This window comes from Pseudomonas mandelii, assembly GCF_006438925.1.
GTDB lineage: Bacteria > Pseudomonadota > Gammaproteobacteria > Pseudomonadales > Pseudomonadaceae > Aquipseudomonas > Aquipseudomonas mandelii_C.
In genome coordinates, this window is the sequence record NZ_RCZA01000003.1 from 285744 (window position 1) to 310315 (window position 24572).

28 protein-coding genes are annotated in these 24572 nt (G+C 57.9%); 7 read left to right on the forward strand and 21 right to left on the reverse strand.

The annotated features are described in order from the left end of the window. Positions 1–129 precede the first annotated feature (129 nt). Positions 130–1056, forward strand: a complete 927-nt coding sequence (locus EAH74_RS08400; protein ID WP_008153977.1) for a LysR family transcriptional regulator — start codon at positions 130–132, stop codon at positions 1054–1056. Here EAH74_RS08400 and EAH74_RS08405 read toward each other — a convergent pair. The 3 genes from EAH74_RS08405 to EAH74_RS08415 form a co-directional block, all read right to left on the reverse strand. Then, on the reverse strand, positions 1053–1415 hold the full coding sequence (locus EAH74_RS08405) for a diacylglycerol kinase (RefSeq protein ID WP_008010143.1): 363 nt from the start codon (positions 1413–1415) through the stop codon (positions 1053–1055). The genes EAH74_RS08400 and EAH74_RS08405 overlap by 4 nt on opposite strands. Positions 1416–1495: 80 nt before the next feature. After that, on the reverse strand, positions 1496–2143 hold the full coding sequence (gene erdR, locus EAH74_RS08410; protein ID WP_046046272.1) for a response regulator transcription factor ErdR: 648 nt from the start codon (positions 2141–2143) through the stop codon (positions 1496–1498). Between the two features lie 210 nt (positions 2144–2353). Continuing rightward, the gene (locus EAH74_RS08415) at positions 2354–3112 is read right to left on the reverse strand and encodes a tRNA-uridine aminocarboxypropyltransferase (RefSeq protein WP_140677605.1); all 759 of its coding nucleotides are present in this window, start codon (positions 3110–3112) and stop codon (positions 2354–2356) included. Positions 3113–3301: 189 nt separating this feature from the next. On the opposite strand from EAH74_RS08415, the gene EAH74_RS08420 reads away from it, so the two are divergent. Further along, on the forward strand, positions 3302–3727 hold the full coding sequence (locus EAH74_RS08420) for a PA3611 family quorum-sensing-regulated virulence factor (RefSeq protein WP_008153984.1): 426 nt from the start codon (positions 3302–3304) through the stop codon (positions 3725–3727). Here EAH74_RS08420 and EAH74_RS08425 read toward each other — a convergent pair whose 3' ends face one another. After that, the gene (locus EAH74_RS08425; protein WP_095128071.1) at positions 3728–3922 is read right to left on the reverse strand and encodes a hypothetical protein; all 195 of its coding nucleotides are present in this window, start codon (positions 3920–3922) and stop codon (positions 3728–3730) included. Between the two features lie 374 nt (positions 3923–4296). Between EAH74_RS08425 and EAH74_RS08430 the strand changes: the two genes are divergently transcribed. After that, the gene (locus tag EAH74_RS08430) at positions 4297–5415 is read left to right on the forward strand and encodes a TIGR00730 family Rossman fold protein (protein ID WP_140677607.1); all 1119 of its coding nucleotides are present in this window, start codon (positions 4297–4299) and stop codon (positions 5413–5415) included. A gap of 41 nt (positions 5416–5456) precedes the next feature. On the opposite strand, the gene recX is transcribed toward EAH74_RS08430, so the two are convergent. The 7 genes from recX to EAH74_RS08470 form a co-directional block, all read right to left on the reverse strand. Continuing rightward, the gene (recX, locus tag EAH74_RS08435) at positions 5457–5924 is read right to left on the reverse strand and encodes a recombination regulator RecX (protein ID WP_140677609.1); all 468 of its coding nucleotides are present in this window, start codon (positions 5922–5924) and stop codon (positions 5457–5459) included. 8 nt (positions 5925–5932) lie between these two features. Continuing rightward, positions 5933–6985: a recombinase RecA gene (gene recA, locus EAH74_RS08440; RefSeq protein WP_007907270.1), complete on the reverse strand. Its 1053-nt coding sequence runs from the start codon at positions 6983–6985 to the stop codon at positions 5933–5935. An 83-nt stretch (positions 6986–7068) separates the two neighbouring features. After that, positions 7069–7569 carry a CinA family protein gene (locus EAH74_RS08445; RefSeq protein ID WP_140677611.1) on the reverse strand — a complete coding sequence of 167 codons (501 nt, stop codon included), beginning with the start codon at positions 7567–7569 and terminating at the stop codon, positions 7069–7071. A gap of 80 nt (positions 7570–7649) precedes the next feature. Further along, on the reverse strand, positions 7650–8186 hold the full coding sequence (locus tag EAH74_RS08450; RefSeq protein ID WP_140677613.1) for a lysis system i-spanin subunit Rz: 537 nt from the start codon (positions 8184–8186) through the stop codon (positions 7650–7652). Further along, entirely contained in the window at positions 8168–8731 is a 564-nt protein-coding gene (locus EAH74_RS08455) for a glycoside hydrolase family 19 protein (RefSeq protein ID WP_140677615.1), read from the reverse strand. The genes EAH74_RS08450 and EAH74_RS08455 overlap by 19 nt, the downstream gene beginning before the upstream one ends. 481 nt (positions 8732–9212) lie before the next feature. Then, positions 9213–9449, reverse strand: coding sequence for a gp53-like domain-containing protein (locus tag EAH74_RS33790; protein ID WP_430539760.1), 237 nt, complete (start codon positions 9447–9449; stop codon positions 9213–9215). A gap of 513 nt (positions 9450–9962) precedes the next feature. Next, positions 9963–10568, reverse strand: coding sequence for a tail fiber assembly protein (locus EAH74_RS08470; protein WP_240050486.1), 606 nt, complete (start codon positions 10566–10568; stop codon positions 9963–9965). A gap of 216 nt (positions 10569–10784) precedes the next feature. Between EAH74_RS08470 and EAH74_RS32970 the strand changes: the two genes are divergently transcribed. After that, positions 10785–10940 carry a hypothetical protein gene (locus EAH74_RS32970; protein ID WP_161600322.1) on the forward strand — a complete coding sequence of 52 codons (156 nt, stop codon included), beginning with the start codon at positions 10785–10787 and terminating at the stop codon, positions 10938–10940. Between the two features lie 141 nt (positions 10941–11081). Here EAH74_RS32970 and EAH74_RS08480 read toward each other — a convergent pair whose 3' ends face one another. Both EAH74_RS08480 and EAH74_RS08485 read right to left on the reverse strand, forming a co-directional pair. Then, complete coding sequence (locus EAH74_RS08480; protein ID WP_140677617.1) at positions 11082–11429, reverse strand: phage holin family protein; 348 nt, start codon at positions 11427–11429, stop codon at positions 11082–11084. A gap of 516 nt (positions 11430–11945) precedes the next feature. Next, positions 11946–12680 carry a LexA family transcriptional regulator gene (locus EAH74_RS08485; protein ID WP_033053549.1) on the reverse strand — a complete coding sequence of 245 codons (735 nt, stop codon included), beginning with the start codon at positions 12678–12680 and terminating at the stop codon, positions 11946–11948. 211 nt (positions 12681–12891) lie between these two features. Here EAH74_RS08485 and mutS point away from each other — a divergent pair, with 211 nt between their 5' ends. Next, positions 12892–15471 (forward strand): DNA mismatch repair protein MutS, encoded by a 2580-nt coding sequence (gene mutS, locus EAH74_RS08490; RefSeq protein WP_140677619.1) that lies wholly within the window; start codon positions 12892–12894, stop codon positions 15469–15471. 142 nt (positions 15472–15613) lie between these two features. Beyond that, positions 15614–15937 (forward strand): ferredoxin FdxA, encoded by a 324-nt coding sequence (gene fdxA, locus EAH74_RS08495; RefSeq protein WP_008154011.1) that lies wholly within the window; start codon positions 15614–15616, stop codon positions 15935–15937. A gap of 482 nt (positions 15938–16419) precedes the next feature. Here fdxA and rpoS read toward each other — a convergent pair whose 3' ends face one another. The 8 genes from rpoS to EAH74_RS08535 all read right to left on the reverse strand — a co-directional run bounded on the left by rpoS (position 16420) and on the right by EAH74_RS08535 (position 23554). Further along, the gene (gene rpoS, locus EAH74_RS08500; protein WP_008154012.1) at positions 16420–17427 is read right to left on the reverse strand and encodes an RNA polymerase sigma factor RpoS; all 1008 of its coding nucleotides are present in this window, start codon (positions 17425–17427) and stop codon (positions 16420–16422) included. 105 nt (positions 17428–17532) lie between these two features. Further along, positions 17533–18390: a peptidoglycan DD-metalloendopeptidase family protein gene (locus EAH74_RS08505; RefSeq protein ID WP_140677621.1), complete on the reverse strand. Its 858-nt coding sequence runs from the start codon at positions 18388–18390 to the stop codon at positions 17533–17535. A gap of 211 nt (positions 18391–18601) precedes the next feature. Next, the gene (locus EAH74_RS08510; RefSeq protein WP_177327881.1) at positions 18602–19237 is read right to left on the reverse strand and encodes a protein-L-isoaspartate(D-aspartate) O-methyltransferase; all 636 of its coding nucleotides are present in this window, start codon (positions 19235–19237) and stop codon (positions 18602–18604) included. Between the two features lie 41 nt (positions 19238–19278). After that, complete coding sequence (surE, locus tag EAH74_RS08515; RefSeq protein WP_123365867.1) at positions 19279–20028, reverse strand: 5'/3'-nucleotidase SurE; 750 nt, start codon at positions 20026–20028, stop codon at positions 19279–19281. Next, complete coding sequence (truD, locus tag EAH74_RS08520; RefSeq protein WP_140677623.1) at positions 20016–21074, reverse strand: tRNA pseudouridine(13) synthase TruD; 1059 nt, start codon at positions 21072–21074, stop codon at positions 20016–20018. The genes surE and truD overlap by 13 nt, the downstream gene beginning before the upstream one ends. Further along, on the reverse strand, positions 21071–21544 hold the full coding sequence (gene ispF, locus EAH74_RS08525; protein ID WP_140677625.1) for a 2-C-methyl-D-erythritol 2,4-cyclodiphosphate synthase: 474 nt from the start codon (positions 21542–21544) through the stop codon (positions 21071–21073). The genes truD and ispF overlap by 4 nt, the downstream gene beginning before the upstream one ends. Positions 21545–21587: 43 nt before the next feature. Then, positions 21588–22433: an S-formylglutathione hydrolase gene (gene fghA / locus EAH74_RS08530; RefSeq protein WP_074879658.1), complete on the reverse strand. Its 846-nt coding sequence runs from the start codon at positions 22431–22433 to the stop codon at positions 21588–21590. Between the two features lie 8 nt (positions 22434–22441). Further along, complete coding sequence (locus EAH74_RS08535; protein WP_033059912.1) at positions 22442–23554, reverse strand: S-(hydroxymethyl)glutathione dehydrogenase/class III alcohol dehydrogenase; 1113 nt, start codon at positions 23552–23554, stop codon at positions 22442–22444. 107 nt (positions 23555–23661) lie between these two features. On the opposite strand from EAH74_RS08535, the gene EAH74_RS08540 reads away from it, so the two are divergent. Beyond that, the gene (locus tag EAH74_RS08540) at positions 23662–24558 is read left to right on the forward strand and encodes a LysR substrate-binding domain-containing protein (RefSeq protein ID WP_140677627.1); all 897 of its coding nucleotides are present in this window, start codon (positions 23662–23664) and stop codon (positions 24556–24558) included. Positions 24559–24572: the final 14 nt, after the last annotated feature.

Below are 24572 nucleotides of genomic sequence, written 5' to 3' on the forward strand. Positions count from 1 at the left end.
TTTGTCTGCGCATGCTCTGCGCCTGCTCTGCAAAAAATGAGCTGCTGTGCGCAATTGCATCGCATTCTAATGGCAGCCACAATATCTGTTAACTGGATTATTAAGATAAGGGTTATCGGTTATATCGATATGCGATTTACTCTCCGTCAACTTCAAGTATTCGTCGCCGTCGCCCAGCAGGAAAGCGTATCCCGTGCTGCGGGCCTGCTCAACCTCTCGCAATCGGCGGCGAGCACCTCGATCACCGAGCTAGAGCGTCAGTCCAGCTGTCAGCTGTTCGACCGCGCCGGCAAACGGCTGAGCCTCAACGCCCTCGGCAAACAGCTGCTGCCGCAAGCGGTGGCGCTGCTCGACCAGTCCAAAGAAATCGAAGACTTGCTCAATGGCAAGTCGGGATTCGGCTCTCTGGCGGTCGGCGCGACCCTGACCATCGGCAATTACCTGGCCACCTTGCTGATCGGCAGCTTCATGCAGCGCCATCCGGAAAGCCAGGTGAAGCTGCATGTGCAGAACACTGCCAACATTGTGCAGCAGGTCGCCCACTATGAAATTGATCTGGGTCTAATCGAAGGCGACTGCAGTCATCCGGACATCGAAGTGCAGAGCTGGGTCGAGGATGAGCTGGTGGTGTTCTGCGCGCCCCAGCATCCACTGGCCAAGCGCGGCACGGCGACCATGGAAGAGCTGACCCATGAGGCCTGGATTCTGCGGGAACAGGGCTCTGGCACGCGACTGACCTTTGACCAGGCCATGCGTCACCATCGCAGCTCGCTGAATATCCGGCTGGAGCTGGAACACACCGAAGCGATCAAGCGTGCGGTGGAGTCCGGGTTGGGGATTGGCTGTATTTCTCGCCTGGCACTGCGCGATGCCTTCCGCCGCGGCAGCCTGGTGCCCGTAGAGACGCCGGATCTGGATCTGGCGCGGCAGTTCTATTTCATCTGGCACAAACAGAAATATCAGACGTCGGCGATGCGTGAATTCCTCGACCTGTGCCGCGCTTTCACCGCAGGGGTTCAGCGCAGCGACGAGATCGTCCTGCCTACCATCGCTTAAAGCAGGATGACCGCCCAGACCAGCGCGATCATGCTCAAGGCTACGAACTGAGCGGCGCTGCCCATGTCCTTGGCGTTCTTGGACAGCGGGTGCAATTCAAGGGAAATGCGGTCGATGGCCGCTTCCACTGCCGAATTGAGCAATTCGACAATCAACGCCAGGAGGCAGACTGCAATCAGCAACGCCTGCTCGACGCGACTGACGTTCAGGAAGAACGACAGCGGAATCAATATGACGTTGAGCAACACCAGTTGCCGAAAGGCCGCTTCGCCGGTGAAGGCTGCGCGCAGACCGTCCAGCGAATAACCGGAGGCGTTGAGGATGCGTTTGAGGCCGGTTTGGCCTTTGAAAGGTGACATAAAGTAGGTAACTGACCAAAAAATGAAGTAGGAAGGCTAGATTAAGCACAGTCAAAAAAGCGTGAACGCGCCGCGCCTGATTAGCTCGAAATTGACTCAAGTTGTTGCAGAAGCAACGCTGCCTGGGTCCGGGTCCGCACATTCAGCTTGCGAAAAATCGCCGTCACGTGGGCCTTGATCGTCGCTTCGGAAACGCTCAGCTCGTAGGCAATCTGCTTATTCAACAGGCCTTCACAGACCATGGTCAGAACACGAAACTGCTGAGGCGTCAGACTCGCAAGGCCTTCGCTGGCGGCCTTCGCTTCGGCGGAAACGCTCACCGCCTCGAACGCCTGGGGCGGCCAGAACACATCACCATCAAGCACCGCGCGTACCGCTTTCTGGATGACACTCAGATCACTGGACTTGGGGATGAAGCCGCTGGCGCCGAATTCACGGGACTTGACCATGATCGAGGCTTCTTCCTGGGCTGACACCATGACCACCGGAATCTGCGGATACTGACCGCGCAACAGCACCAGCCCTGAAAAACCGTAGGCCCCCGGCATGTTCAGATCCAGCAGCACCAGATCCCAGTCGGACTTCTCGTCCAGACGGGTTTCCAGCTCGGCAATGCTTGCCACTTCCACCAGACGGACTTCCGGGCCCAGGCCCAGGGTCAACGCTTGATGCAGGGCGCTACGAAAAAGAGGGTGGTCATCGGCAATCAGGATTTCGTATGTGGCCATTTTTCAAATGATCCTGTTTTTCAAACAACTCGAGGTACAGCCACGGAGCTGTACCAACAGGGCACGTTCAACGCCAATCACGTGACTATCCACGTAAAGAATACGGCGTATCAAACTTTGGCCGCGCCCTAATCGGCGCCAAGCATGCCCAGCGAAGTCGGGGTGGTCAAGGTGCATGGCCAGTACAGTTCTTTGCAGTATGGGCGACAATCAGCTCAAGGCAGGCGCAACGTTCTCAACGAAGGGCATCAGCTCGGCGTGTGCCGGTGTTGAAACATTCATTTCAAGCTGATGTTTGGCATCAAGGTAATGTTGGCTGAACACGTCGAAATAAGCGTCCAGTGCCGACGCTGCCTCGGTATCACCCGCCAGATCGAGACACAACGCCGCCACTTCAGCCGTGCATAAATGCTCGCTGCGGGTCGACCGGCGCAACCGGTACCGAGACAACTTCTCGGGCAACAGGCTCAGGATCGGAAGCCGATCAAAGTAGGGGCTTTTGCGGAAAATCTTCCTAGCTTCTGTCCAGGTGGCATCCAGCAGAATGAACAGCGGACGCTTCGAACTATCGGCATCGACGCTGTTGGTGACACGCTCGGGTTCGACGTACTCACCCGGAAACACCAGATAGGGCTGCCATTGCGGATCGGCCAGCAGCGCCAGCAATTGCTCATCAACCTCCGTACGCGACCAGATGAACGCATGGTTGTCGCGCACCACATCGGCGATCAGCCAACCGGTGTTGCTCGGTTTGAACACTTCCTTGTTGGTCATGATCAGGCACACGCCAGAACGGGCCTCGACCTGCGGGCGCCAGGCGCACAGGCAATGGCTCTCGATCACGCGGCAGGCTCGGCAACGCGGCGCCCTCCAGCCTCGGGCCTGAATCGGCTTGATGCCCTCTTCCTCTCGCTCATCGCGCAAGCGGGCTACTGCGTTTGCAGCAAAGCGCGGGGTTGCAGGGTTCATCGCAGGCAACGCCGGCAGGGGAAGAAAATCGACACGAAAAACACTCGGCAGGACAGAAAGTGGCGGCAGTTTATCAGAGCAGCCGGCGCAAGCCTGTACCGTCCAGGCCTCGTCCCCTATAATTCGCCGCCACTGAACGCACAGTCATGTGACGGGTCGAACCACCAGTCACTGAACCAGGAGAGTTTCATGCTGCGCCTTATCGTTCCCACCGCTGCCATTTTGCTGGCGTCGTCCTTCAGCGCTCAGGCTGCTTCCTTGAGTGAGCAGAATCTCAACAGAGAGCTGCGAAACGTCGCCACACAAAGCAGTGTTGGTACTCCACGGGCGATCAACGAAGACATTCTTGATCAGGGCTACACCGTCGAAGGCAACACGCTGATCAACCATCTAAGCGTACAAAGCAGCCACGCCAACAAGATGCGTGCCGACCCGAAAGCCGTGTATTTCCAGCTTGGCGCCTCTGTATGCAACAACCCATCGTTCCGCAAACTGATGGCCAAGGGCGCGGTCATGCGTTACGACTTCACTGAGGTGAAGACCAACCGCTCAGTCGGCTCCGCCAGCTATCAGGAATCGGACTGCCCGAAAGCGGCTCCGGCCAAGAAGAAGTAATCATCGGGAAGTGGCGCGCCGCTGTTCATCCTCGGCGCGCAGTTCTGCCAACAACGCCTGCAAATAACGGGAACGTCGGTCGGCCCCCTCCAGACGCCGGCAGCACTCTTCCTCGAGACTCAAATGATTGGTCTCGGCTGACGATTTCAGTAATCGATACAGTTGCGTATCGATCTCCAGAATGACTCTGGCCATAGCTTCCCGCCTCCCGCCTCCCTGCACCTCGCCCTTGCTTGAGAGCGATAAAATCCTTGAACCGCTTGTGCCGTACGTCCTCCTTTGACGCAAAGTTGTCGTGTCGTGCCTGTAATTTAGTAAATCAGACTGTAGGACACTCGCCTTGCGTTCAGACGAGCGGTGAAAGCACCTTGCAAATCGCCAATAAGCGGTTGCCAGGAAAGACTTTGCGGCGCAATGATCAAGTCAGCGAAAAACGCTATGTGGGTCTAGATTCATAGTGTTCACGTTTACTTTTCAGGGCAGGAAAGGGGCTGCCCATTGCGCGTCTTGTTGTGCGAATGTTTCCTTCATCCAAGGGAAAAACAGAGCCTGTATGGAAGGAGAAGTTGATGCCTTACCAACCGAATGACCTCCTGAGCCGTCATTTTGAAGAAAGCGGCCACGACCTCATCAGCAAGGTCGAAGAGCAACTCAACCTGGTTTCACCCAACAGCCCGAACATCCCGATCTACCGCGACATGATCCTGACCGTGCTGCGCATGGCCCAGGAAGATCACAACCGCTGGAATGCCAAGATCACCCTGCAAGCCCTACGCGAACTGGAACATGCCTTTCGTGTGCTCGAACAGTTCAAGGGGCGACGCAAAGTCACCGTTTTCGGCTCGGCCCGAACACCTATAGAACATCCTCTGTACGGTCTGGCCCGGGAACTTGGCGCCGCGCTGGCGCGCTCAGACCTGATGGTCATCACCGGTGCCGGTGGTGGCATCATGGCCGCGGCCCACGAAGGTGCTGGCCTGGCACACAGCCTGGGATTCAATATCACCCTGCCCTTCGAGCAGCATGCGAATCCCACCGTGAATGGCACCACCAATCTGCTGCCCTTCCACTTCTTCTTTACCCGCAAGCTGTTCTTCGTCAAGGAAGCAGATGCGCTGGTCCTGTGCCCTGGCGGTTTCGGTACCCTGGATGAAGCGCTGGAAGTGCTGACACTCATCCAGACTGGCAAAAGCCCACTGGTGCCCGTGGTATTACTGGATGCTCCCGGCGGCAAGTTCTGGCAAGGCGCATTGGACTTCATTCACCATCAACTGGAGGAAAATCGCTACATTCTGCCGACCGATATGAAACTCGTGAGTCTGGTCTACAGCGCGGAAGAGGCTGTGGAGCAGATCAACCAGTTCTACAGCAACTTCCACTCAAGCCGCTGGCTCAAGCATCAATTCGTGATCCGCATGAATCACAAGCTCAGCGACCAGGCGCTCGAACATATGCAGGAGGCATTTGCCGACCTGTGTCTGAGCGATCATTTCCATCAACATGCCTACAGCGGAGAGGAACACGACGAACCGCAGTTCAGCCACCTGGCGCGACTCGCCTTCACTTTCAACGCCCGTGATCATGGACGCCTGCGGGAACTGGTGGACTACATCAACCTGCCGGAAAACTGGGCGCAATCCCAACCCCAGGCACAACAGCGCTCGCGGGAACAATCCAAGGTTACGTAGATAAAAAAACGGCCCGCTATCGAAATAGCGAGCCGTTTCAGTCAATCGTCCATCCCTCGGCCGCTGAACAAGCGGCTGATCATTTCCATGGAATATCCCCGATAACTCAGGAACCTGCCTTGTTTGGCACGTTCCCGGGCGTCTATCGGTAAATGCCCGGAAAACTTTCGCTGCCAGGTGTCTTCCAGTTGTTCCTGCCAGTTGATACCGCTCTCGCGTAAAGCGAGTTCGATGTCGGTACGTTGCAGGCCGCGCTGGCTCAACTCTTCACGAATACGCAAAGGGCCATAACCGGAACGGGAACGGTAGGAAACAAAGCTTTCGAGATAACGGGATTCGGACAGCAGGCCTTCTTCCGTCAAACGGTCGAGTGCCGTGTCGATCATTTCAGGGAGGGCACCGCGTTGACGCAGTTTACGCGTCAACTCGACTCGACCGTGCTCGCGTCGCGCGAGCAGGTCCATTGCGGTTCGCCGCACCGCGACGAGTGTATCGAGTACGGCGGTCATCGGATCAATCAGATATCAGCGTCAGCCAGGTCATCAGCAGTCTCTTTGACTGGCGATGCTTTGACGTCCGGCGCTGGGGTCAGCAGTTTGTCACGCAGCTGCTTCTCGAGCTTCGCGGCGATTTCCGGGTTGTCCGCCAGGAACTTGGCCGAGTTGGCCTTGCCCTGACCGATCTTGGTGCCTTCATAGGCGTACCAGGCACCGGACTTCTCGACGAAACCGTGCAACACACCCAGGTCGATCATCTCGCCGTTGAGGTAGATGCCCTTGCCGTAAAGAATCTGGAACTCGGCCTGACGGAACGGCGAAGCTACCTTGTTCTTCACAACCTTGACGCGGGTTTCGCTACCGACAACCTCGTCACCTTCTTTCACCGCGCCGGTACGGCGGATGTCCAGACGAACCGAAGCGTAGAACTTCAGCGCGTTACCACCGGTGGTGGTTTCCGGGCTGCCGAACATCACGCCGATTTTCATACGGATCTGGTTGATGAAGATAACCAGGCAGTTGGCGTTCTTGATGTTACCGGTGATTTTACGCAGGGCCTGGGACATCAGACGGGCTTGCAGGCCCACGTGCATGTCACCCATTTCACCTTCGATTTCAGCCTTTGGAACCAGAGCTGCCACGGAGTCGACGATGATCACGTCAACGGCGTTGGAACGCACCAGCATGTCGGTGATTTCCAGGGCTTGCTCGCCGGTGTCCGGCTGCGAAACCAGCAGGTCGTCGACGTTGACGCCCAGCTTGCCGGCGTATTCAGGGTCGAGGGCGTGTTCAGCATCGACGAACGCACAGGTCGCGCCAGCTTTTTGAGCCTGGGCGATCACCGACAGTGTCAGCGTGGTTTTACCGGAGGATTCAGGACCGTAGATTTCAACGATACGGCCTTTTGGCAGACCGCCAATGCCGAGCGCGATGTCCAGACCCAGAGAGCCAGTGGAGATAGCCGGGATCGCCTGACGGTCCTGATCGCCCATACGCATTACGGCACCCTTGCCGAATTGACGTTCGATCTGACCCAGGGCCGCAGCCAAGGCTTTCTTCTTGTTGTCGTCCATTAAAGTCCTCACGTAATCAATAAGGCCTGACGGCCAACACCTGTATAAGTAGCCAGTATTATTCCACAGCGTTTCAGGATCGCCTACCCCTGATTTGAGATTTCTCCAGTGGCATGGTGCAGCAGCCCCTCTAGCGCGGCCTTCACCGTTTGTCGGCGGACCTCGTCACGGTTGCCGGGAAAGTGCTGCACCTCGCTGAACACCTGTTCGCCAACGCCCCAGGCCAGCCACACGGTGCCCACCGGCTTGCTCGGCGAACCGCCATCCGGTCCCGCCACACCGCTGACCGCCACGGCAAATCGCGCCCGGCTTTTCTCCTGCGCGCCGCGGACCATGGCCTCGACCACCTCGCGACTGACCGCCCCCACCGACGCAAACAACTCGACCGGGACATTCAATTGCTCGGTTTTCTGGCGATTGGAATAGGTGACATAACCAGCCTCGAACCATGCCGAACTCCCCGGAATCCGGGTGATCGCCTCGCTGATCCCGCCGCCGGTGCAGGACTCGGCGGCGGTGACATGGGCATTGAGAACCTGCATGCGCCTGCCAAGTTCAGCGGCCAGTTGGGTGATTTCTTTCACGGTCATCTCCTGAGCAAGCGGAATGAGAACTACCGTACACGAGCGTAACGCGCTTGCAAGGCGCAGGATCGATCAAAATGTTAGCGAGCGAGGGCTCTGATATAAGCCTGACAGGCCTGCAACGCAATCAGTCCGCGGTCCCCGGCGTCGGTGATGGCGACAATTCGTTGAGCATGCGCCGGGTCAAGTCGGGCGCGCGCTGCTCCATGATCCACGCGGCTGCCTCCGGAGGCGGATGGCACTGCACAGACAGAGGCATCGTCACGGGCATCGAGGAGGACTGACAAGCGCACATCAGCAGTGGCAAGACGATCGCGCAGGCGACCTTGATCACGTTGGGCATCGCTAAGCGCTCGGTAATGGGTGTGTTCACTGGTCGAAAGACGCTGCTCCAGTGCCAGACGCTTGTCCTGCTCGGTCTGTTGCTGCGTTGCGGCTGCCAGAGTCAGCTGATTCAGTGCCTCGGCGTGCAGCTTGGCTTGTTCCGCCAGTTGCCGGCCATACCGCCAATCCTGAAACTGCCAGGCCAGCGCCGCCGAGCCACCGCCCAACACAGCCAGAAACACAACAACGCCAATGACGCGGTAAGACATCGGCATCAAACCGAAGGCTGGCATAACACCGCCCTCGCCCGCGCCCAGAGTTGAAGTCGATTCTGCAAACCGTTCAGACCGCCATTGATGCGGCGGGTGATGCTGTTGAACTGGTCGCGGTCGGCCAGTTCGTTGAAGCCATTTTGCTCCCAGAACCACGCGGCTGATTCGGCGGCCCATTGGGGTTGTTCCAGCAGTTCCGGCAGCGACAGAAGGCGTTCATCGCCAAACAAATCGAGACTGCATAGGCGATAGTTGCTGTGGCCGGTGATTTGGATCAGGCCGCGCCCCCGATATTTTTGACCGTCGCCGTCGGGCTCCGGTGTATTTCCCAAGCGCGCAGCCAGTGCGCCAGTGTCGTACTGGCTCAAGTATTGATCGCTCCCCAACTCACGCACGTATTGCAACTGCCCCGATTCGTGACCGACTTGCGCAAGGAAGGCGGCGATACGTTTTGGGGTGTTGATGTTGCGGTGAGACATGGCTGTGTTCAGGGCGGAAATGAAAACGCCCGCTTGGGAGCGAGCGCTGGGCATAACGATCTGTAGTTGTTGCTGCGTAACTGTCATATAGCCCCCAGGCCCTGACGAGTGTCTGGTTCGTGTCAAAGATATCCAGCCAGCCGAAGTGGCGCACTGGGTCGATGCTCGCTGAAAGGAAAGAATGACCCTTGCGGCCAATCCCGAAGTGCACGGCGATAGGCCTGCAATTCGGCGTATTGATCGGTGGTCAATGTCGTGCCGCCACCGTCCTCCAGTTTGTCCCTGTCGCGGCGACCATACTGTCCGTGGCCGATAGCTGGCTATCACGCCAAAAACGCTCGGCCTTCGCTGCTTCCTCCGGCACAAGAGGCGGTGTATCCACAAGAACGGGATAGCCATTATCGGCGCGTACAGAAATCATTTTCGGGGTTACAGCCAACTGTTGGAGTAACGAAATCCATTAAGCCTGGGGGATTTCTATGACATCGGAAGGGATATCCGACGCATTGATTCCAGGAACATAAACACCACAGGTACTTGCGCTAAACAAAACATTGAACGCGTTCATTCAATAACCCTTTGCAAAGTAGTTCACGCTCCACCCCGCCTGTACCTGCCCGGAAAAATTCCGGGCTTTCAGGCGGCAGCCCTGTTTGGTCCCGGTGCCCACAACCAGGATGACCATCGCCCCGTCGCCGCCCACATGGGTGGCAACGAGCGAAGAAAAAGCCATCGGGAACGAGATCGGGAAAGTGATATAGACATCGCCATTGGCATCCGTGGTGCCAACGCCCCATTGTTCAATGTTGCCACTGGGATACTTCTGGTAACCGACGTTGCCATAGGCGCCGGAGAAGGACGAAGCGTACTTGTCGCTGACCGAGCCCCCATCACGTTGGCCGCGGTCAGCGTAGCGCTCGCGGGAAAGACGTTAAAACCTGAAAACTGTAGACCGCTGCGGGTCACGAATTCAGTGGTGGCAACCGACTGATCGCTGTCGAACTGTGGCGCGGTCACAAACAGCTTGTTACTGCGCAACGCCGTCAACAGTTGATCGTTACTCGCCTCTGACGGTTTGATACCGGCAGCCTCGATGACTTTAAACAACTCCAGAGTGACACCGTTGCCCCAGCTGGCAGGGATCAAAGAACCCGGAGTCCCCGTGATCGGGTTTTCATCGACAAACTTGCCGTCCACCAGACCGGCGCTGGGGACACTATTGGGATAGTCCACGGTATATCCTTCCGTTGGTATTTTGCAGGCAGCCGTGTGCTGGCAACACAAGACTGCACTTCCAGTGATCAATAAGTTTCAGGGTTTATACGGTTACGACACTGACAGGTGAAGCCGGCCAGTCAATGATCAGCGGGAAGTCCGGCTGCTGTTCAATGTTCATCAACTTGAGCGTATAGCGTTTCCACTCTTGCAGAGTGGCCAGTTGAACATTGGTGGCCTCACCTAGTTCATAAGCGTATTGCAGCGGCGCGACGCGAATAACAATCTCACGCAGACGATTGTCTCGCTCGGCGTCGGCTTGAGCGGTTTTGCCTGTTCGTTCGGCAGCCAAGTCCAGCGCCCAGTCATCATTCAGCCAAACATAATATTCGCCGGGGCGAGGCTTGACGGTCAGATAGTCAGGCAACGGGCCCAACTCGTACCAGAATTGAAGGCCACCTGTGTCTTTGCGATACATCGGGCGGTTGCGCAAATCGATCAGTTGCGAAGCGGCACCGTTACGCCAAACCCATACATAACCCGTTTCGGCGGCCGGCAATGCTTCCGGCAACTCTATGGCATTGCCTGGCAGGACAACGCCCATACCGGGGAACTCAGGCAACTCCACCGGACCGACCAATTCCTGCGTTGTTTCATAAACATAGTAATAAACCATAAACACCTCTATTGAAAAATCTTGAGCATCCATTAAAAACGCAGACCAACGTTAATTTCAGATGAGTTTTATTCTGCCTGGGTAGGCGACATTTCGTGGACGCGTTTCTATACCGCCGGTAACTTCGGTAAAACCAAGACTGCTCGGACCTTGATTGAATAGAGCATCGGGAGCGACTGACCCGGCACCTGAGGGAACACCCAACATGTCGCTTTTTAGTTCATGTCTGTGTGACTTCAATATATCAACGTGCCAACTACCAGCCATTCGACCTGGGTCAACACTGCGACCTTCGTCAACAACCCTCGGGGTACTGACTTGCAGCGTTTCGAGGTCGATGCCGGCAGCCACGCGACCGGCGAGGGTTGGGCAGTGATCGCGCAGTTGGGCAATCAGGGGGGGTGAGTTTCATGGTGTTTTCACCGGGCAATAAAAAACCCGCTTGTTGGCGGGTTTGAGTGAAAGGTACTGGCCTTGGGAAACCCGCGTCCTTGCGGGTCGGATGCCGGTCGGCACCGCTGCTCGCCATTCCATTGGGCTTTGTGTTCAGTGATCCTGGTGGGGATCTCGCGGCGGCACTTCGCAAACGCCAATCCGCTTGGCAGCCCAGCGTTCATAAAGGCCAATGGCAACGTCTGCCCCGGCCATCGCCGTCAGGCAACCGAACGCGCAAGCCGTCCAGATCGACACGCCGGCGGCATACAGCAGCATGATGGCCGAGACCCCACAGACCATGCAGGCCCCGGATCGCAAGGCCAGGCGCCGCAGCAATGACCAGCCGCGGGCGCCCTCCTTGTCGGCGCGCCACATTTCGCCGGACACCCCGCCCACCAGGGCGAGGACGATGACGAGCCAGATCGGCATGTCCAGCAACGCTTGTTGCTCGTTTGTCATGTCACGCCTCCTGGGGGTGATTGATGAGTGGTATGTGTGTGTGTGTGTGTGTCTTTCAAACGGTGTCTCTTGAGTTGCCTGAGGGTAGGTAGGCATTCCAAAAAGCCCGGTGCTAACCGGGCTTTTCAGAATGCGGTCCTTCGCGTTGACCTTTCGGCGCTACTGGCGCGGTACGAGTCCATTCAAATTGTTTTTCCGACCGCGGTCCCTGCCCGCCGGATAACTGCTTCTGGTGCTTTACGCTGCACACCCGGGTCAGTTGCCAACCCTCTGAACCGTTGAAGCCGGTTCATCGCTGCCTTTGTGGTGGAACTAAAGAGCTTCGTTTCGAGCTGCTTTTGAGCTGCTTGAGACAAAGAATATGCATGGATGCATATACAGTCAATGCATTAATGCATTTATTTATGCGTTAAAAATGCACATACGCATGAAAGTCCCGCAGACAAAGGCGCTGGTGGTTTTTGGCAGGCGAAAAAAAACCCGCTCGGTGGCGGGTTTTATCTGACAGTGGTGAGGTTAACGGGCGTACATGCCCCACCAGAAGACGTGACCGAGGATGACAATCTGCTCTTCCTGGATTTCCTGGAAGGTGTAGTCCTCGTCCGGATGTTCATCGCGATTGAAGCTGCGCAGGCGTATGCCGGTAGGCAGGCGATAAAGCTGTTTCACCCGCAGCTGGCCGTTATGGTTGATGGCATAAAGGTCGCCATCCACGATATCGCCGATCCCGCACTTGCCGGCATTAACGCCGACGGTGGCGCCGTCGCGCAGTACCGGCAACATACTGTTGCCGCGCACCGTCACGCATTTGGCCTGGTCGAACTGCACGCCGTTGTGGCGCAGACTCCGCTTGCCGAAGCGCAGGCTAGAGCGCTCGCTCTCTTCGATGACGAACCTTCCTGATCCTGCAGCCAATTCAACCTCGCGAAGAAAGGGGACCGATACCTCGTCATCATCGACGGGCGTATCGTCGTCCCACAGACTTATGTCCTTGAGTTCCGAATGCAATTGATCGCGCCCGGTGCTGGCTGCCGGCGCAACATCCGCACGGCCCCGCAACTGGTCGGTGCTCACGGCGAAGTACTCGGCAATCTTCGAGATGTGTTTATCCGAGGGATCGACGATCTTCCCGCTGAGGATCCGCGAGAGAGTGGATTGAGGCACGCCGGTGCGACGGTGAAGCTCCGTGGGGGAGATCCCGTGCTGATCGAGCAGCGCTCTTAAGACGGTAGAAACATTGCGTTTTTGCATAAAGCGCATAGTGCTTGTTCTTTTCGCGGAAAACAAATGCCAAATTGCATAAATTTCGCATATGTCGTGCATAGACAGAAGAAATGTATCCCGGGGCTTTCATGCCTGCGTCGGGTGGACCGCCCATGTTAACCTTGCGCCCATCGCGGAAAAGCCGGGCCGATGCCCCTCCTTTGCCCTACACCTTTCAACGAATTTGCCTGATTATCCGATGAATAAAGCGCTCTCTGATCTGTCCTCCCACACGCCAATGATGCAACAGTACTGGCGCCTGAAAAACCAGCACCCTGACCAGCTGATGTTCTACCGCATGGGCGACTTCTACGAGATCTTCTATGAAGACGCGAAGAAGGCCGCCAAATTGCTGGACATCACCCTGACCGCCCGCGGGCAGTCGGCGGGTCAGGCGATTCCGATGTGTGGGATTCCTTACCACGCCGCGGAAGGCTACCTGGCGAAACTGGTCAAGCTCGGCGAGTCGGTGGTGATCTGTGAGCAGGTCGGCGACCCGGCGACCAGCAAGGGCCCAGTGGATCGTCAGGTGGTGCGGATCATCACGCCGGGTACTGTCAGCGATGAAGCGTTGCTGGATGAGCGTCGGGATAACCTGATCGCGGCGGTGCTGGGTGACGAGCGTCTGTTCGGCCTGGCGGTGCTGGATATCACCAGCGGCAACTTCACCGTGCTGGAAATCAAGGGCTGGGAAAACCTGTTGGCAGAACTGGAGCGCGTCAATCCGGTGGAGCTGATGATCCCGGACGACTGGCCGAAGGATCTGCCGGCGGAGAAACGTCGTGGGGTTCGTCGCCGCGCGCCGTGGGATTTCGAACGTGATTCGGCGCTGAAAAGTCTTTGCCAGCAGTTTTCCACCCAGGACCTGAAAGGCTTCGGTTGCGAGAACCTGACCCTGGCCATCGGCGCGGCCGGCTGCCTGCTCAGTTACGCCAAGGAAACCCAGCGCACCGCCCTGCCCCACTTGCGCAGCCTGCGCCATGAACGCCTGGATGACACCGTGGTGCTGGACGGCGCGAGCCGTCGCAACCTGGAGCTGGACACCAACCTGGCCGGTGGTCGCGACAACACGTTGCAATCGGTGGTCGACCGCTGCCAGACCGCCATGGGCAGCCGCCTGCTGACCCGCTGGCTGAACCGTCCGCTGCGGGATCTGACCGTATTGCTGGCGCGCCAGACCTCGATCACCTGCCTGCTCGACGGTTACCGCTTCGAGAAACTGCAACCGCAGCTCAAGGAAATCGGCGACATCGAGCGAATCCTGGCACGGATCGGCCTGCGCAATGCCCGCCCTCGTGACCTGGCTCGCCTGCGCGATGCGCTCGGTGCACTGCCAGAACTGCAAGTGGCGATGAACGAACTGGAAGCTCCGCACATTATTCAACTGGCGAAGACCACCAGCACCTACCCGGAACTGGCGGCCCTGCTGGAAAAAGCCATCATCGACAACCCGCCAGCAGTGATCCGTGACGGTGGCGTATTGAAAACCGGTTACGACGCCGAGTTGGACGACTTGCAATCGCTCAGCGAAAACGCCGGGCAGTTTTTGATCGACCTCGAAGCCCGCGAGAAGGCCCGCACCGGTCTGTCTCATTTGAAAGTCGGTTACAACCGCATTCATGGCTACTTCATCGAGTTGCCAAGCAAGCAGGCCGAATCGGCGCCGGCCGATTACATCCGTCGCCAGACGTTGAAGGGTGCCGAGCGCTTCATTACGCCGGAACTGAAGGCGTTCGAGGACAAGGCGCTGTCGGCGAAGAGCCGCGCCCTGGCTCGCGAGAAGATGCTCTACGAAGCACTGCTCGAAGATTTGATCGCCCAGTTGCCACCGTTGCAGGACACCGCCGCGGCACTGGCCGAGCTGGACGTGCTGAGCAACCTTGCCGAGCGTGCGCTGAACCTCGATCTGAACTGCCCGCGCTTCGTCAGTGAGCCATGCATGCGCATCAGCCAGGGTCGTCACCCGGTGGTCGAGCAAGTGCTGACCACGCCGTTCGTGGCCAACGACCTGAGCCTCGACGACAACACCCGCATGCTGGTGATCACCGGTCCGAACATGGGCGGTAAATCCACCTACATGCGCCAGACCGCTCTGATCGTGCTGCTGGCACACATCGGCAGCTTCGTACCGGCAGCCAGCTGCGAGTTGTCTCTGGTGGACCGGATCTTTACCCGGATCGGCTCCAGCGATGACCTGGCCGGCGGGCGTTCGACCTTCATGGTCGAAATGAGCGAAACCGCGAACATTCTGCACAACGCCACCGAGCGCAGCCTGGTGCTGATGGACGAAGTCGGTCGCGGCACCAGCACCTTTGACGGTCTGTCCCTGGCGTGGGCTGCGGCCGAACGCCTGGCACATCTGCGGGCTTATACGCTGTTCGCCACCCACTACTTTGAGCTGACCGTGTTGCCGGAAGCCCAGCCGTTGGTGGCCAACGTTCACCTTAACGCCACCGAGCACAACGAACGCATCGTGTTCCTGCACCACGTGCTGCCAGGGCCTGCCAGCCAGAGCTACGGCCTTGCGGTTGCGCAGTTGGCCGGTGTGCCGAGCGAAGTGATCGTTCGCGCTCGCGAACACCTGGGCCGGCTGGAAGCGACCGCCCTCCCTCATGAAGTTCCCAAGACTGCCAAAGGCAAACCGGCGGCGCCGCAGCAGAGCGACATGTTCGCCAGCCTGCCGCATCCGGTGCTGGATGATCTGGCTAAACTTGATCTGGACGACATGACACCGCGTCGGGCGCTCGAAATGCTCTATACACTGAAGACACGGATCTAACGCACTTGCCTGCAAGCTGTTAGAATCTCGCGCGGTTTGGGATGCTGCTGGCTTATAGCCTGACCAGCAGACTATCGCTCCCAAACCTGGCGACCCCAACGTGAAGGGGCTCCGCTGCCGCCGCCTGAGGAGAAAATTAGAAATGACCTTCGTCGTCACCGACAACTGCATCAAGTGCAAGTACACCGACTGCGTAGAAGTCTGTCCGGTGGACTGCTTTTACGAAGGCCCGAACTTCCTGGTGATTCACCCGGATGAGTGCATCGACTGCGCACTGTGCGAACCAGAGTGCCCTGCCGTGGCCATCTTCTCCGAAGATGAAGTCCCGGAAGACATGCAGCAATTCATTCAGCTGAACGTTGAGCTGGCGGAAATCTGGCCCAACATCACCGAGAAGAAAGAATCGTTGCCCGACGCCGAAGAGTGGGATGGCGTCAAAGGCAAGATCAAAGACCTCGAACGCTGATTACTTCCGCGTTCTCGAAAAGGCCCCTCGCGGGCCTTTTTGCTTTTCTGCAGGCAAAAAAAGGGGCGGTTTGACCCGCCCACATTTTTCCCTATTCCCTGTGTTCCTTTTCATCGTCCTGATGAATCGCTTCCTGCGATGTCCTTCCCCCTCATCCTTGAAGGGTGTGTCTGTCCGTCGACACAGTTCAGATACTAGAGAATTCCCTACCAAGAGCAATCGCCCCCGATAGCTGAAATTGCCTGTCACAAGCCATTAATCTAAAAAAATAATCATATAAATCAATTAGTTAATCTTCTCTCACGTAGGAAAATGTACGACTGCTACTCATTGAATTAGCGAACACTTACGAAAGAGTAAGCAAAAACTTACAGCGAGAGACTACAAACCAGAGGGATTACGGAGGGAACTTCCAGCCTGTTTCCCAGGCAATAAAAAACCCCGAACCAGTCGGGGATTTTTTATGCCAGCAAGCACATTACTTATTGAAACAGCGACTCGCTCGACAGGCCATTCTTCTCGAGAATTTCCCGAAGACGCTTCAAGCCTTCAACCTGAATCTGTCTGACCCGTTCCCGGGTCAGGCCAATTTCCAGGCCTACATCTTCCAGCGTGCTGCTCTCATGACCGCGCAGGCCGAAGCGGCGTATCACCACTTCACGTTGCTTGTCGGTCAGCTCCGAGAGCCATTGATCGATGCTCTGGGACAGGTCGTCATCCTGCAACAGTTCACATGGATCGGTTGGACGGTCATCGGTAAGGGTGTCCAGCAGGGTTTTATCCGAATCCGGACCCAGTGAGACGTCGACCGAAGAAACCCGCTCATTCAGGCCGAGCATGCGCTTGACCTCGCCCACTGGTTTTTCCAGCAGGTTGGCAATTTCTTCGGGTGAGGGTTCGTGATCGAGTTTTTGCGTCAGCTCCCGTGCAGCCCGCAGGTACACGTTGAGCTCTTTGACCACATGAATCGGCAACCGGATGGTCCGGGTCTGATTCATGATCGCGCGCTCGATGGTCTGACGAATCCACCAGGTCGCATAGGTCGAAAAGCGGAAGCCGCGTTCGGGGTCGAACTTCTCTACCGCCCGGATGAGACCGAGGTTGCCCTCTTCGATCAGGTCAAGCAGCGACAGGCCACGATTGACGTAACGCCGGGCGATTTTCACCACCAGCCGCAGGTTACTTTCAATCATGCGTTTGCGCCCGGCCGGATCTCCACTTTGCGACAAGCGCGCAAAATGAACTTCTTCTTCGGGGGATAGCAGAGGGGAAAAACCAATCTCATTGAGGTACAGCTGCGTGGCATCGAGCGCACGCGTGTAGTCAATGTACTTGTGTTGCTTTAACGAGGCGGAGTGTTTGGATTTGGCACGAACGGAAGGTGGAGCAGCCCCTTCATCATTCGACATCGAATCCGTACCGATGCCGGTCTCCATCAGGAGAACCTCATCGTCGATGTCAAACTCCGGCACTTCTTTACTGAGAGCCATTGTTATAGTCCTTTGGTGAGTTCGACCTCAGGCTCAAGCGGCGCCTTTATCCTTGGCAACGCTGGAGCCTGTTCCCTCTACGCGACGGAACAGGCTGGAAAGCGATCAACGACGCGGCAGGAATTGCAGCGGATCTACAGGTTTACCTTGTCGGCGAATCTCAAAATGCAGCTTCACCCGGTCTGTACCCGTTGACCCCATTTCGGCAATTGTCTGTCCGACCTTGACCTGCTGCCCCTCCCGAACCAACAGCCTGCGGTTATGTCCGTAGGCACTGACGTAGGTATCGCTGTGTTTGATGATGACTAATTCGCCGTAGCCCCTTAAGCCACTCCCGGCGTATACCACCGTCCCATCAGACGCAGCTAAAACAGGCTGTCCCAAATCCCCGGCGATATCAATTCCTTTATTCAAACTGCCGTTTGAAGAGAATTTACCAATCAGAATGCCATTAGATGGCCATCCCCAGCCGGTCGGGGCCGGGCCGGCAGGAGGCATCGGAGCAGGGGTCGGCTTGCTGGCGACGGACGGTGCAACCACTGCTGTGCTTGTAGTTGCGCCATTCGGCTGGCGCCGGATAACCGTGGTTTTCAGCGACGAAGAAGGCGTTGAATCGGTGGAGCTGGCCACCGGCGTCGGCGTTGAACCGGTGCGACCGTCAAAGCGAATCGTCTGACCCGGATGGATCGTATAAGGCGTAGGAATGTTGTTGCGTGCCGCGAGGGCTTTGTAGTCCCAGCCGTAGCGAAAGGCAATGGAGAACAAGGTGTCTTTAGGTCGGACGACGTATTGACCCGTGGTCACTGCCGGACGCTGGGCGACGGCGTTGTTGCGATCGACGACGCGTACATCGCTCGACTTGTTGCTGGAGCAACCTACCAGCAAGGTGCTCAAGACAAGGCCAGTCACCAGGCGCTGAAAGCTCGTTTTACCCATTCGCTGCGCAATGACTGTGAGACTCACCCGCCGCTCCCTTTGTGGTGGCTGAAATGTGGATTGCCGTGTTCCGGCATTGAAATGTCGCAAGTATAACGGGCCGTGCAGGCTTTACCTTTGATGAAGCGAAATGGCTTCGCGCACACGTTTGCTGCCAGACGATGAATCCCGTTTAACTGATCGATGCCGCTGTAAGACAGAAGCAATCGAAGAGAATTCAGCGCCCTGAAACAAATGCTCAGGCAAGTGGCCCATTGAGTAACGGGACGAAGCGTACAGCCCCCAGAACACGCCTGGAAAAGCCCTGTTCTTCCCGGATGATCAGCATCAATTGTTGAACCTCACCCGACCCGACCGGGATCACCAGCCGCCCTCCCGGTGCCAATTGATCAAGCAGCGCCTGAGGTACATCGGTCGCCACCGCAGTCACGATAATGCCGTTGTACGGCGCCAGCGCCGGCCAGCCTTCCCAGCCATCGCCCCAGCGGAACACCACGTTGCGCAGGTTCAGTTCCACCAGGCGTTCCTTGGCCCGGTCCTGCAGAACCTTGATGCGCTCGACGGAAAATACCCGCTCGACCAGTTGCGACAGCACCGCCGTCTGATAGCCCGAGCCGGTGCCGATTTCCATCACCTTGTCGAGCGGACCTGCCTCCAGCAGCAGCTCGCTCATGCGAGCCACCATATAAGGCTGCGAGATGGTCTGGTTATTGCCGATCGGGAGCGCCGTGTCTTCGTAGGCACGGTGAGCCAGCGCCTCGTCGACGAACAGGTGACGCGGTGTACGGCGAATGACTTCCAGCACCTTGGCGTTGCAAATTCCCTCTTCATACAGGCGCTGAATAAGGCGCTCACGGGTCCGTTGTGAGGTCATCCCGATGCCACGACGCAGAATATCGTCTTGTTCACGAGCCATTAGTTCAGCCCCTCCAGCCAGCCATCGAGACTTCTGAAGGCATCATTAAAGGTGCGATCCAGTTGCAGTGGGGTGATTGAAACATAGCCTTGCATCACCGCATGAAAATCGGTGCCCGGGCCGCCGTCTTCGGCATCCCCCGCCGCCGCAATCCAGTAACCGGATTTACCGCGCGGATCGACCACTTTCATCGGCGCTGCAGCACGTGCGCGATGTCCGAGGCGGGTCAGCTGAATACCGCGGATGTGGTCCAGCGGCAAATTGGGAATGTTCACGTTCAGTACCGTACGCGGTGGCAGTTCAAGGTCCGCGTGAGCCTCTACCAGTTTGCGCGCAAAGTACGCGGCGGTGGGAAGGTTCTCCACTTGCCGTGAGACCAACGAAAAGGCAAACGAAGGACGCGTCAGGAAACGTCCCTCAAGGGCCGCCGCCACGGTGCCGGAATACAACACGTCATCACCCAGGTTGGCGCCCAGGTTGATGCCTGAAACCACCATGTCCGGCTCGCGCTCCAGCAAGCCATTGAGGCCCAGGTGCACGCAATCGGTCGGTGTGCCATTGAGGCTGATAAAGCCGTTGGCCAGGGTTTGCGGGTGTAACGGACGGTCGAGCGTCAGCGAGCTGCTGGCGCCGCTTTTGTCTTGGTCCGGGGCGATAACCACGCACTCGGTGTAATCCGCCAGCGCAGCATAAAGCGCGGCGAGACCGGGTGCGGTTACCCCATCGTCGTTAGAAATCAGAATACGCATGGGCTGTCCGTCTGCCCCACCGGCACCAGATCAACGAGCTCGCGCACCAATACGGTGGCGAAGCATCCGGCCGGGAGGACGAATTCCAGTTGCAGAATGTCAGGCTCGGGATAATGCCACGTCAACCCACCAATGGGCAGCCGCAGGATGCGACGTTCGTGGCTCATACCGGCGTTAATCAACCAATCGCGCAAGTCCGCTTCGCGAGTGGCGATTGCCTGCTCCAGTTCATGGACAGCGCCAGTGGCCGGCGAGTCACCTTCGCCCCACTGCGGACCGGTCGGGTGCAGATCGAGAATCGCCAGACGCGGGTCGTTGCATTCGGCTTCACCGGCAGGGAAAAAACTGCGGCTGTCGGTGAACGCCAGCAGATCGCCCACCTGAGCGCGCTGCCAAGTGCCATCGGCGACACGCGCCGCCAACACCTGATTAAACAGAAAACTGCGCGCGGTAGAGAGCAGGCGCGAACGCACGTTGCGCTGCTCCGGCAACGCTTTACGCGCCGCCCAGGCACGGGCGTCGACCACGTTACCGCCGTCAAACCCAAAACGCTGGGCGCCGAAATAATTGGGAATACCTTGCTTGGCGATCAGTTGCAGACGCTCGTCGATCGCCGCTTTGTCGCCAGCGAATTGCGTCAGTCGCAACGTGAAGCCATTGGCCGAGTGAGCACCGCGTTGCAGCTTGCGTTTGTGCCGGCCGGTCTTGAGGATCTTCAGCGTATCGTTTTCCGCCGCCGACAGATCAGGATCAGCCTTGCCCGGCAGTTGCACGCTGAACCACTGGCGAGTCAGCGCCTGACGATCCTTGAGGCCCGCGTAACTGACAGTGCGCAATGGCACGCCCGCCGCCTTGGCGATCCGCCGTGCCGCTTCTTCGGTATTCAGACCGCGCTTTTCCACCCAGATCCACAAGTGTTCGCCGTCGCCACTGAGGGGGATATTGAGGACTTCATCGACCTGAAAATCTTCCGCCGTGGCTTTCAGTACTGCGGTGCCGAGGGCTTGGCCATAGGCCCGCGGGCCGAGCAATTGCAGTTCGTTCATGTGCGCAGCAACAAGGCAACGGAGTGCACGGCAATGCCTTCTTCGCGACCGACAAAGCCGAGCTTTTCGGTGGTGGTAGCTTTCACGTTCACTTGATCCAACTCAACTTGAAGATCCGCGGCAATCAGCGCGCGCATCGATTCGATATGCGGGGCCATTTTCGGCGCCTGAGCGACGATGGTGTTATCGACGTTGCCGACTTTCCAGCCCTTGGCATGGATCAGTGCGACGACGTGACGCAACAGCACTCGGCTGTCGGCGCCCTTGAATGTCGGGTCGGTGTCCGGAAAATGTTTGCCGATATCACCCAGCGCAGCGGCGCCGAGCAAGGCATCGCTCAAGGCGTGCAGCAGGACGTCACCGTCGGAGTGAGCGAGCAGCCCGAAGCCGTGTGCAATGCGCACGCCGCCCAGAGTAATGAAATCGCCTTCAGCGAAACGGTGCACATCATAGCCGTGGCCAATACGCATAAAAAAACGCCCCGATTTTTGTCAGGGCGTGATTCTACCTGCATTAGGCGCCTAGGGCGCGTGCGTGATGCTGCAAGTGGTCATCAATGAAGCTGGCGATGAAGAAATAGCTGTGGTCGTAGCCGGGTTGCAAGCGCAACGTCAGCGGATGACCGGCCAGTTTGGCGGCCTGTTGCAAAGCTTCAGGCTTGAGCTGGGTGGCCAGGAAATCGTCGCGATCACCTTGGTCGACCAATAACGGCAACTTCTCGTTCGCTTCGGCAATCAGGACGCAGGCATCCCACTCGCGCCATTTCGATCGGTCTTCCCCCAAGTAGCGGGAAAAGGCTTTCTGCCCCCAAGGACAGTCCATCGGATTGTTGATCGGCGAGAACGCCGACACCGACTGATAACGCCCCGGATTACGCAACGCGCAGACCAAAGCACCGTGGCCACCCATGGAATGACCGCTGATGCCGCGCTTGTCCGAGGCCGGGAAATGGGCTTCGACCAATGCGGGCAATTCCTGCACGACATAGTCATGCATTCGATAATGCCGGGACCAGGGTTCCTGCGTGGCATTCAGATAAAACCCGGCGCCGAGACCGAAGTCCCAGGCGCCATCCGGATCACCTGGCACATCAGGGCCGCGAGGACTGGTGTCCGGGGCAACGATGATCAGCCCCAGTTCGGCGGCCATGCGCATGGCGCCGGCCTTTTGCATGAAGTTTTCGTCGGTGCAGGTCAGGCCGGACAACCAGTACAGCACCGGCAACTTGCCGCCCTGCTCCGCTTGCGGCGGCAGGTACACGGCAAACACCATGTCGCAGCCGAGCACATCGGAGCGGTGCCGATAGCGTTTGTGCCAGCCGCCGAAGCTTTTCTGGCAGGAGATATTTTCCAGGCTCATGACCGACCTCAGAAATGGATGACGGAACGGATGCTCTTGCCTTCATGCATCAGGTCGAACGCCTTGTTGATATCTTCCAGGCCCATGGTGTGGGTGATGAAAGTATCCAGCGGGATTTCGCCGGTTTCAGCCATCTCGACATAGCTTGGCAACTCGGTACGGCCACGCACGCCGCCGAACGCCGAACCGCGCCAGACGCGACCGGTCACCAGCTGGAATGGACGGGTGGATATTTCCTGGCCGGCACCGGCCACACCGATGATCACCGACTCGCCCCAACCTTTGTGGCAGCACTCAAGAGCAGCACGCATCAATTGGACGTTGCCGATGCACTCGAAGGAAAAGTCGACGCCGCCATCGGTCATGTCGACGATGACTTCCTGAATCGGACGATCGAAATCTTTCGGGTTCACACAATCGGTTGCACCCAACTGCTTGGCGATCTCGAATTTGGCCGGGTTGATGTCGATGGCGATGATCCGCGCAGCCTTGGCTTTGACCGCGCCGATCACCGCCGACAGGCCGATGCCGCCGAGGCCGAAAATGGCGACGGTATCACCTGGTTTTACCTTGGCGGTATTAAGAACTGCACCGATGCCGGTGGTGACACCGCAGCCCAGCAGGCAGACTTTTTCCAGCGGCGCTTCTTTTGGAATTTTGGCGACGGAGATTTCCGGCAGCACGGTGTACTCCGAAAACGTCGACGTCCCCATGTAGTGGAAAATTGGTTGGCCTTTGTAGGAAAAGCGCGAAGTGCCATCCGGCATCAGGCCTTTGCCCTGAGTCGCGCGAATCGCCTGACACAGGTTGGTTTTACCCGACAGACAGAATTTGCACTGGCGGCATTCCGGGGTGTACAGCGGGATCACATGATCGCCGACGGCGACGGAGGTCACGCCCTCACCAATCGCCTCAACCACCGCGCCACCTTCGTGACCGAGGATCGACGGGAAGATACCTTCCGGATCCGCGCCTGACAGCGTGTAGGCGTCGGTATGGCAGACACCGGAAGCAACCACACGCAGCAGGACTTCACCGGCCTTGGGCATGGCGACATCGACTTCAACGATCTCGAGGGGTTTCTTTGCCTCGAAGGCAACGGCAGCGCGCGACTTGATCATGTGGATTCTCCAGTGAATAAAAACGAGACAAGGAGTGTAATACACCGCCTGACGGTGAATAATCCGGACAAAAGAAAAACATTATTGCCATACAGGGATAATCCTTGATGTCCGAAAACCGCTGGGAAGGTATCGACGAGTTCGTCGCCGTGGCCGAGTGCAGCCAGTTCACGGCTGCCGCGGAACGCCTTGGGGTTTCGTCCTCTCACGTCAGTCGACAAATAGTACGCCTCGAGGAGCGCCTTCAGACTCGACTGCTTTATCGCAGCACCCGCCGGGTCACTCTGACCGAAGCAGGGCAAACCTTTCTGCAGCATTGCCAGCGCCTACAGGATGGTCGCGAAGAAGCACTGCGAGCGGTGGGTGACCTGACTAGCGAACCTAAAGGCATGCTGCGCATGACCTGCGCTGTGGCCTATGGCGAACGCTTTATCGTGCCGCTGGTGACCCGTTTCATGGGGCTCTATCCACAACTGCGAATCGACATCGAATTGAGCAATCGTCAACTCGACCTCGTGCACGAAGGGCTGGACCTGGCGATCCGTCTCGGTCGCCTGCAGGACTCGCGGCTGGTAGCGACACGCCTGGCACCACGGCGCATGTACCTGTGTGCATCGCCGTCCTATCTGGAACGCTACGGCCGCCCGCATAGCTTGTCGGAACTCAGCCGCCACAACTGCCTCATCGGTAGCTCGGACATCTGGCAACTGGAACAGAACGGGCGGGAATTTTCCCAGCGGGTACAGGGAAACTGGCGCTGCAACAGTGGGCAAGCCGTGTTGGATGCGGCGTTACAGGGCGTGGGTCTGTGTCAGTTACCGGACTACTACGTGCTGGAGCATCTGAAAAACGGTGAGTTGATTTCGCTGCTGGAAGCCCACCAACCGCCGAACACTGCCGTGTGGGCGCTTTATCCACAGCAGCGGCATCTCTCGCCCAAAGTGCGCAAGTTGGTGGATTACTTGAAGAAAGGATTGGCTGAGCGGCCGGAGTATCGGGTTTAAGATCAAAAGATCGC

Coding starts and splice junctions, on each gene's coding strand:
- EAH74_RS08400 (WP_008153977.1), top strand. CDS start 130: ATGCGATTTACTCTCCGTCAACTTCAAGTATTCGTCGCCGTCGCCCAG.
- EAH74_RS08405 (WP_008010143.1), bottom strand. CDS start 1,415: ATGTCACCTTTCAAAGGCCAAACCGGCCTCAAACGCATCCTCAACGCC.
- erdR (WP_046046272.1), bottom strand. CDS start 2,143: ATGGCCACATACGAAATCCTGATTGCCGATGACCACCCTCTTTTTCGT.
- EAH74_RS08415 (WP_140677605.1), bottom strand. CDS start 3,112: ATGAACCCTGCAACCCCGCGCTTTGCTGCAAACGCAGTAGCCCGCTTG.
- EAH74_RS08420 (WP_008153984.1), top strand. CDS start 3,302: ATGCTGCGCCTTATCGTTCCCACCGCTGCCATTTTGCTGGCGTCGTCC.
- EAH74_RS08425 (WP_095128071.1), bottom strand. CDS start 3,922: ATGGCCAGAGTCATTCTGGAGATCGATACGCAACTGTATCGATTACTG.
- EAH74_RS08430 (WP_140677607.1), top strand. CDS start 4,297: ATGCCTTACCAACCGAATGACCTCCTGAGCCGTCATTTTGAAGAAAGC.
- recX (WP_140677609.1), bottom strand. CDS start 5,924: ATGACCGCCGTACTCGATACACTCGTCGCGGTGCGGCGAACCGCAATG.
- recA (WP_007907270.1), bottom strand. CDS start 6,985: ATGGACGACAACAAGAAGAAAGCCTTGGCTGCGGCCCTGGGTCAGATC.
- EAH74_RS08450 (WP_140677613.1), bottom strand. CDS start 8,186: ATGCCAGCCTTCGGTTTGATGCCGATGTCTTACCGCGTCATTGGCGTT.
- EAH74_RS08455 (WP_140677615.1), bottom strand. CDS start 8,731: ATGACAGTTACGCAGCAACAACTACAGATCGTTATGCCCAGCGCTCGC.
- EAH74_RS08470 (WP_240050486.1), bottom strand. CDS start 10,568: ATGGATGCTCAAGATTTTTCAATAGAGGTGTTTATGGTTTATTACTAT.
- EAH74_RS08480 (WP_140677617.1), bottom strand. CDS start 11,429: ATGACAAACGAGCAACAAGCGTTGCTGGACATGCCGATCTGGCTCGTC.
- EAH74_RS08485 (WP_033053549.1), bottom strand. CDS start 12,680: ATGCAAAAACGCAATGTTTCTACCGTCTTAAGAGCGCTGCTCGATCAG.
- mutS (WP_140677619.1), top strand. CDS start 12,892: ATGAATAAAGCGCTCTCTGATCTGTCCTCCCACACGCCAATGATGCAA.
- fdxA (WP_008154011.1), top strand. CDS start 15,614: ATGACCTTCGTCGTCACCGACAACTGCATCAAGTGCAAGTACACCGAC.
- rpoS (WP_008154012.1), bottom strand. CDS start 17,427: ATGGCTCTCAGTAAAGAAGTGCCGGAGTTTGACATCGACGATGAGGTT.
- EAH74_RS08510 (WP_177327881.1), bottom strand. CDS start 19,237: ATGACCTCACAACGGACCCGTGAGCGCCTTATTCAGCGCCTGTATGAA.
- surE (WP_123365867.1), bottom strand. CDS start 20,028: ATGCGTATTCTGATTTCTAACGACGATGGGGTAACCGCACCCGGTCTC.
- truD (WP_140677623.1), bottom strand. CDS start 21,074: ATGAACGAACTGCAATTGCTCGGCCCGCGGGCCTATGGCCAAGCCCTC.
- ispF (WP_140677625.1), bottom strand. CDS start 21,544: ATGCGTATTGGCCACGGCTATGATGTGCACCGTTTCGCTGAAGGCGAT.
- fghA (WP_074879658.1), bottom strand. CDS start 22,433: ATGAGCCTGGAAAATATCTCCTGCCAGAAAAGCTTCGGCGGCTGGCAC.
- EAH74_RS08535 (WP_033059912.1), bottom strand. CDS start 23,554: ATGATCAAGTCGCGCGCTGCCGTTGCCTTCGAGGCAAAGAAACCCCTC.
- EAH74_RS08540 (WP_140677627.1), top strand. CDS start 23,662: ATGTCCGAAAACCGCTGGGAAGGTATCGACGAGTTCGTCGCCGTGGCC.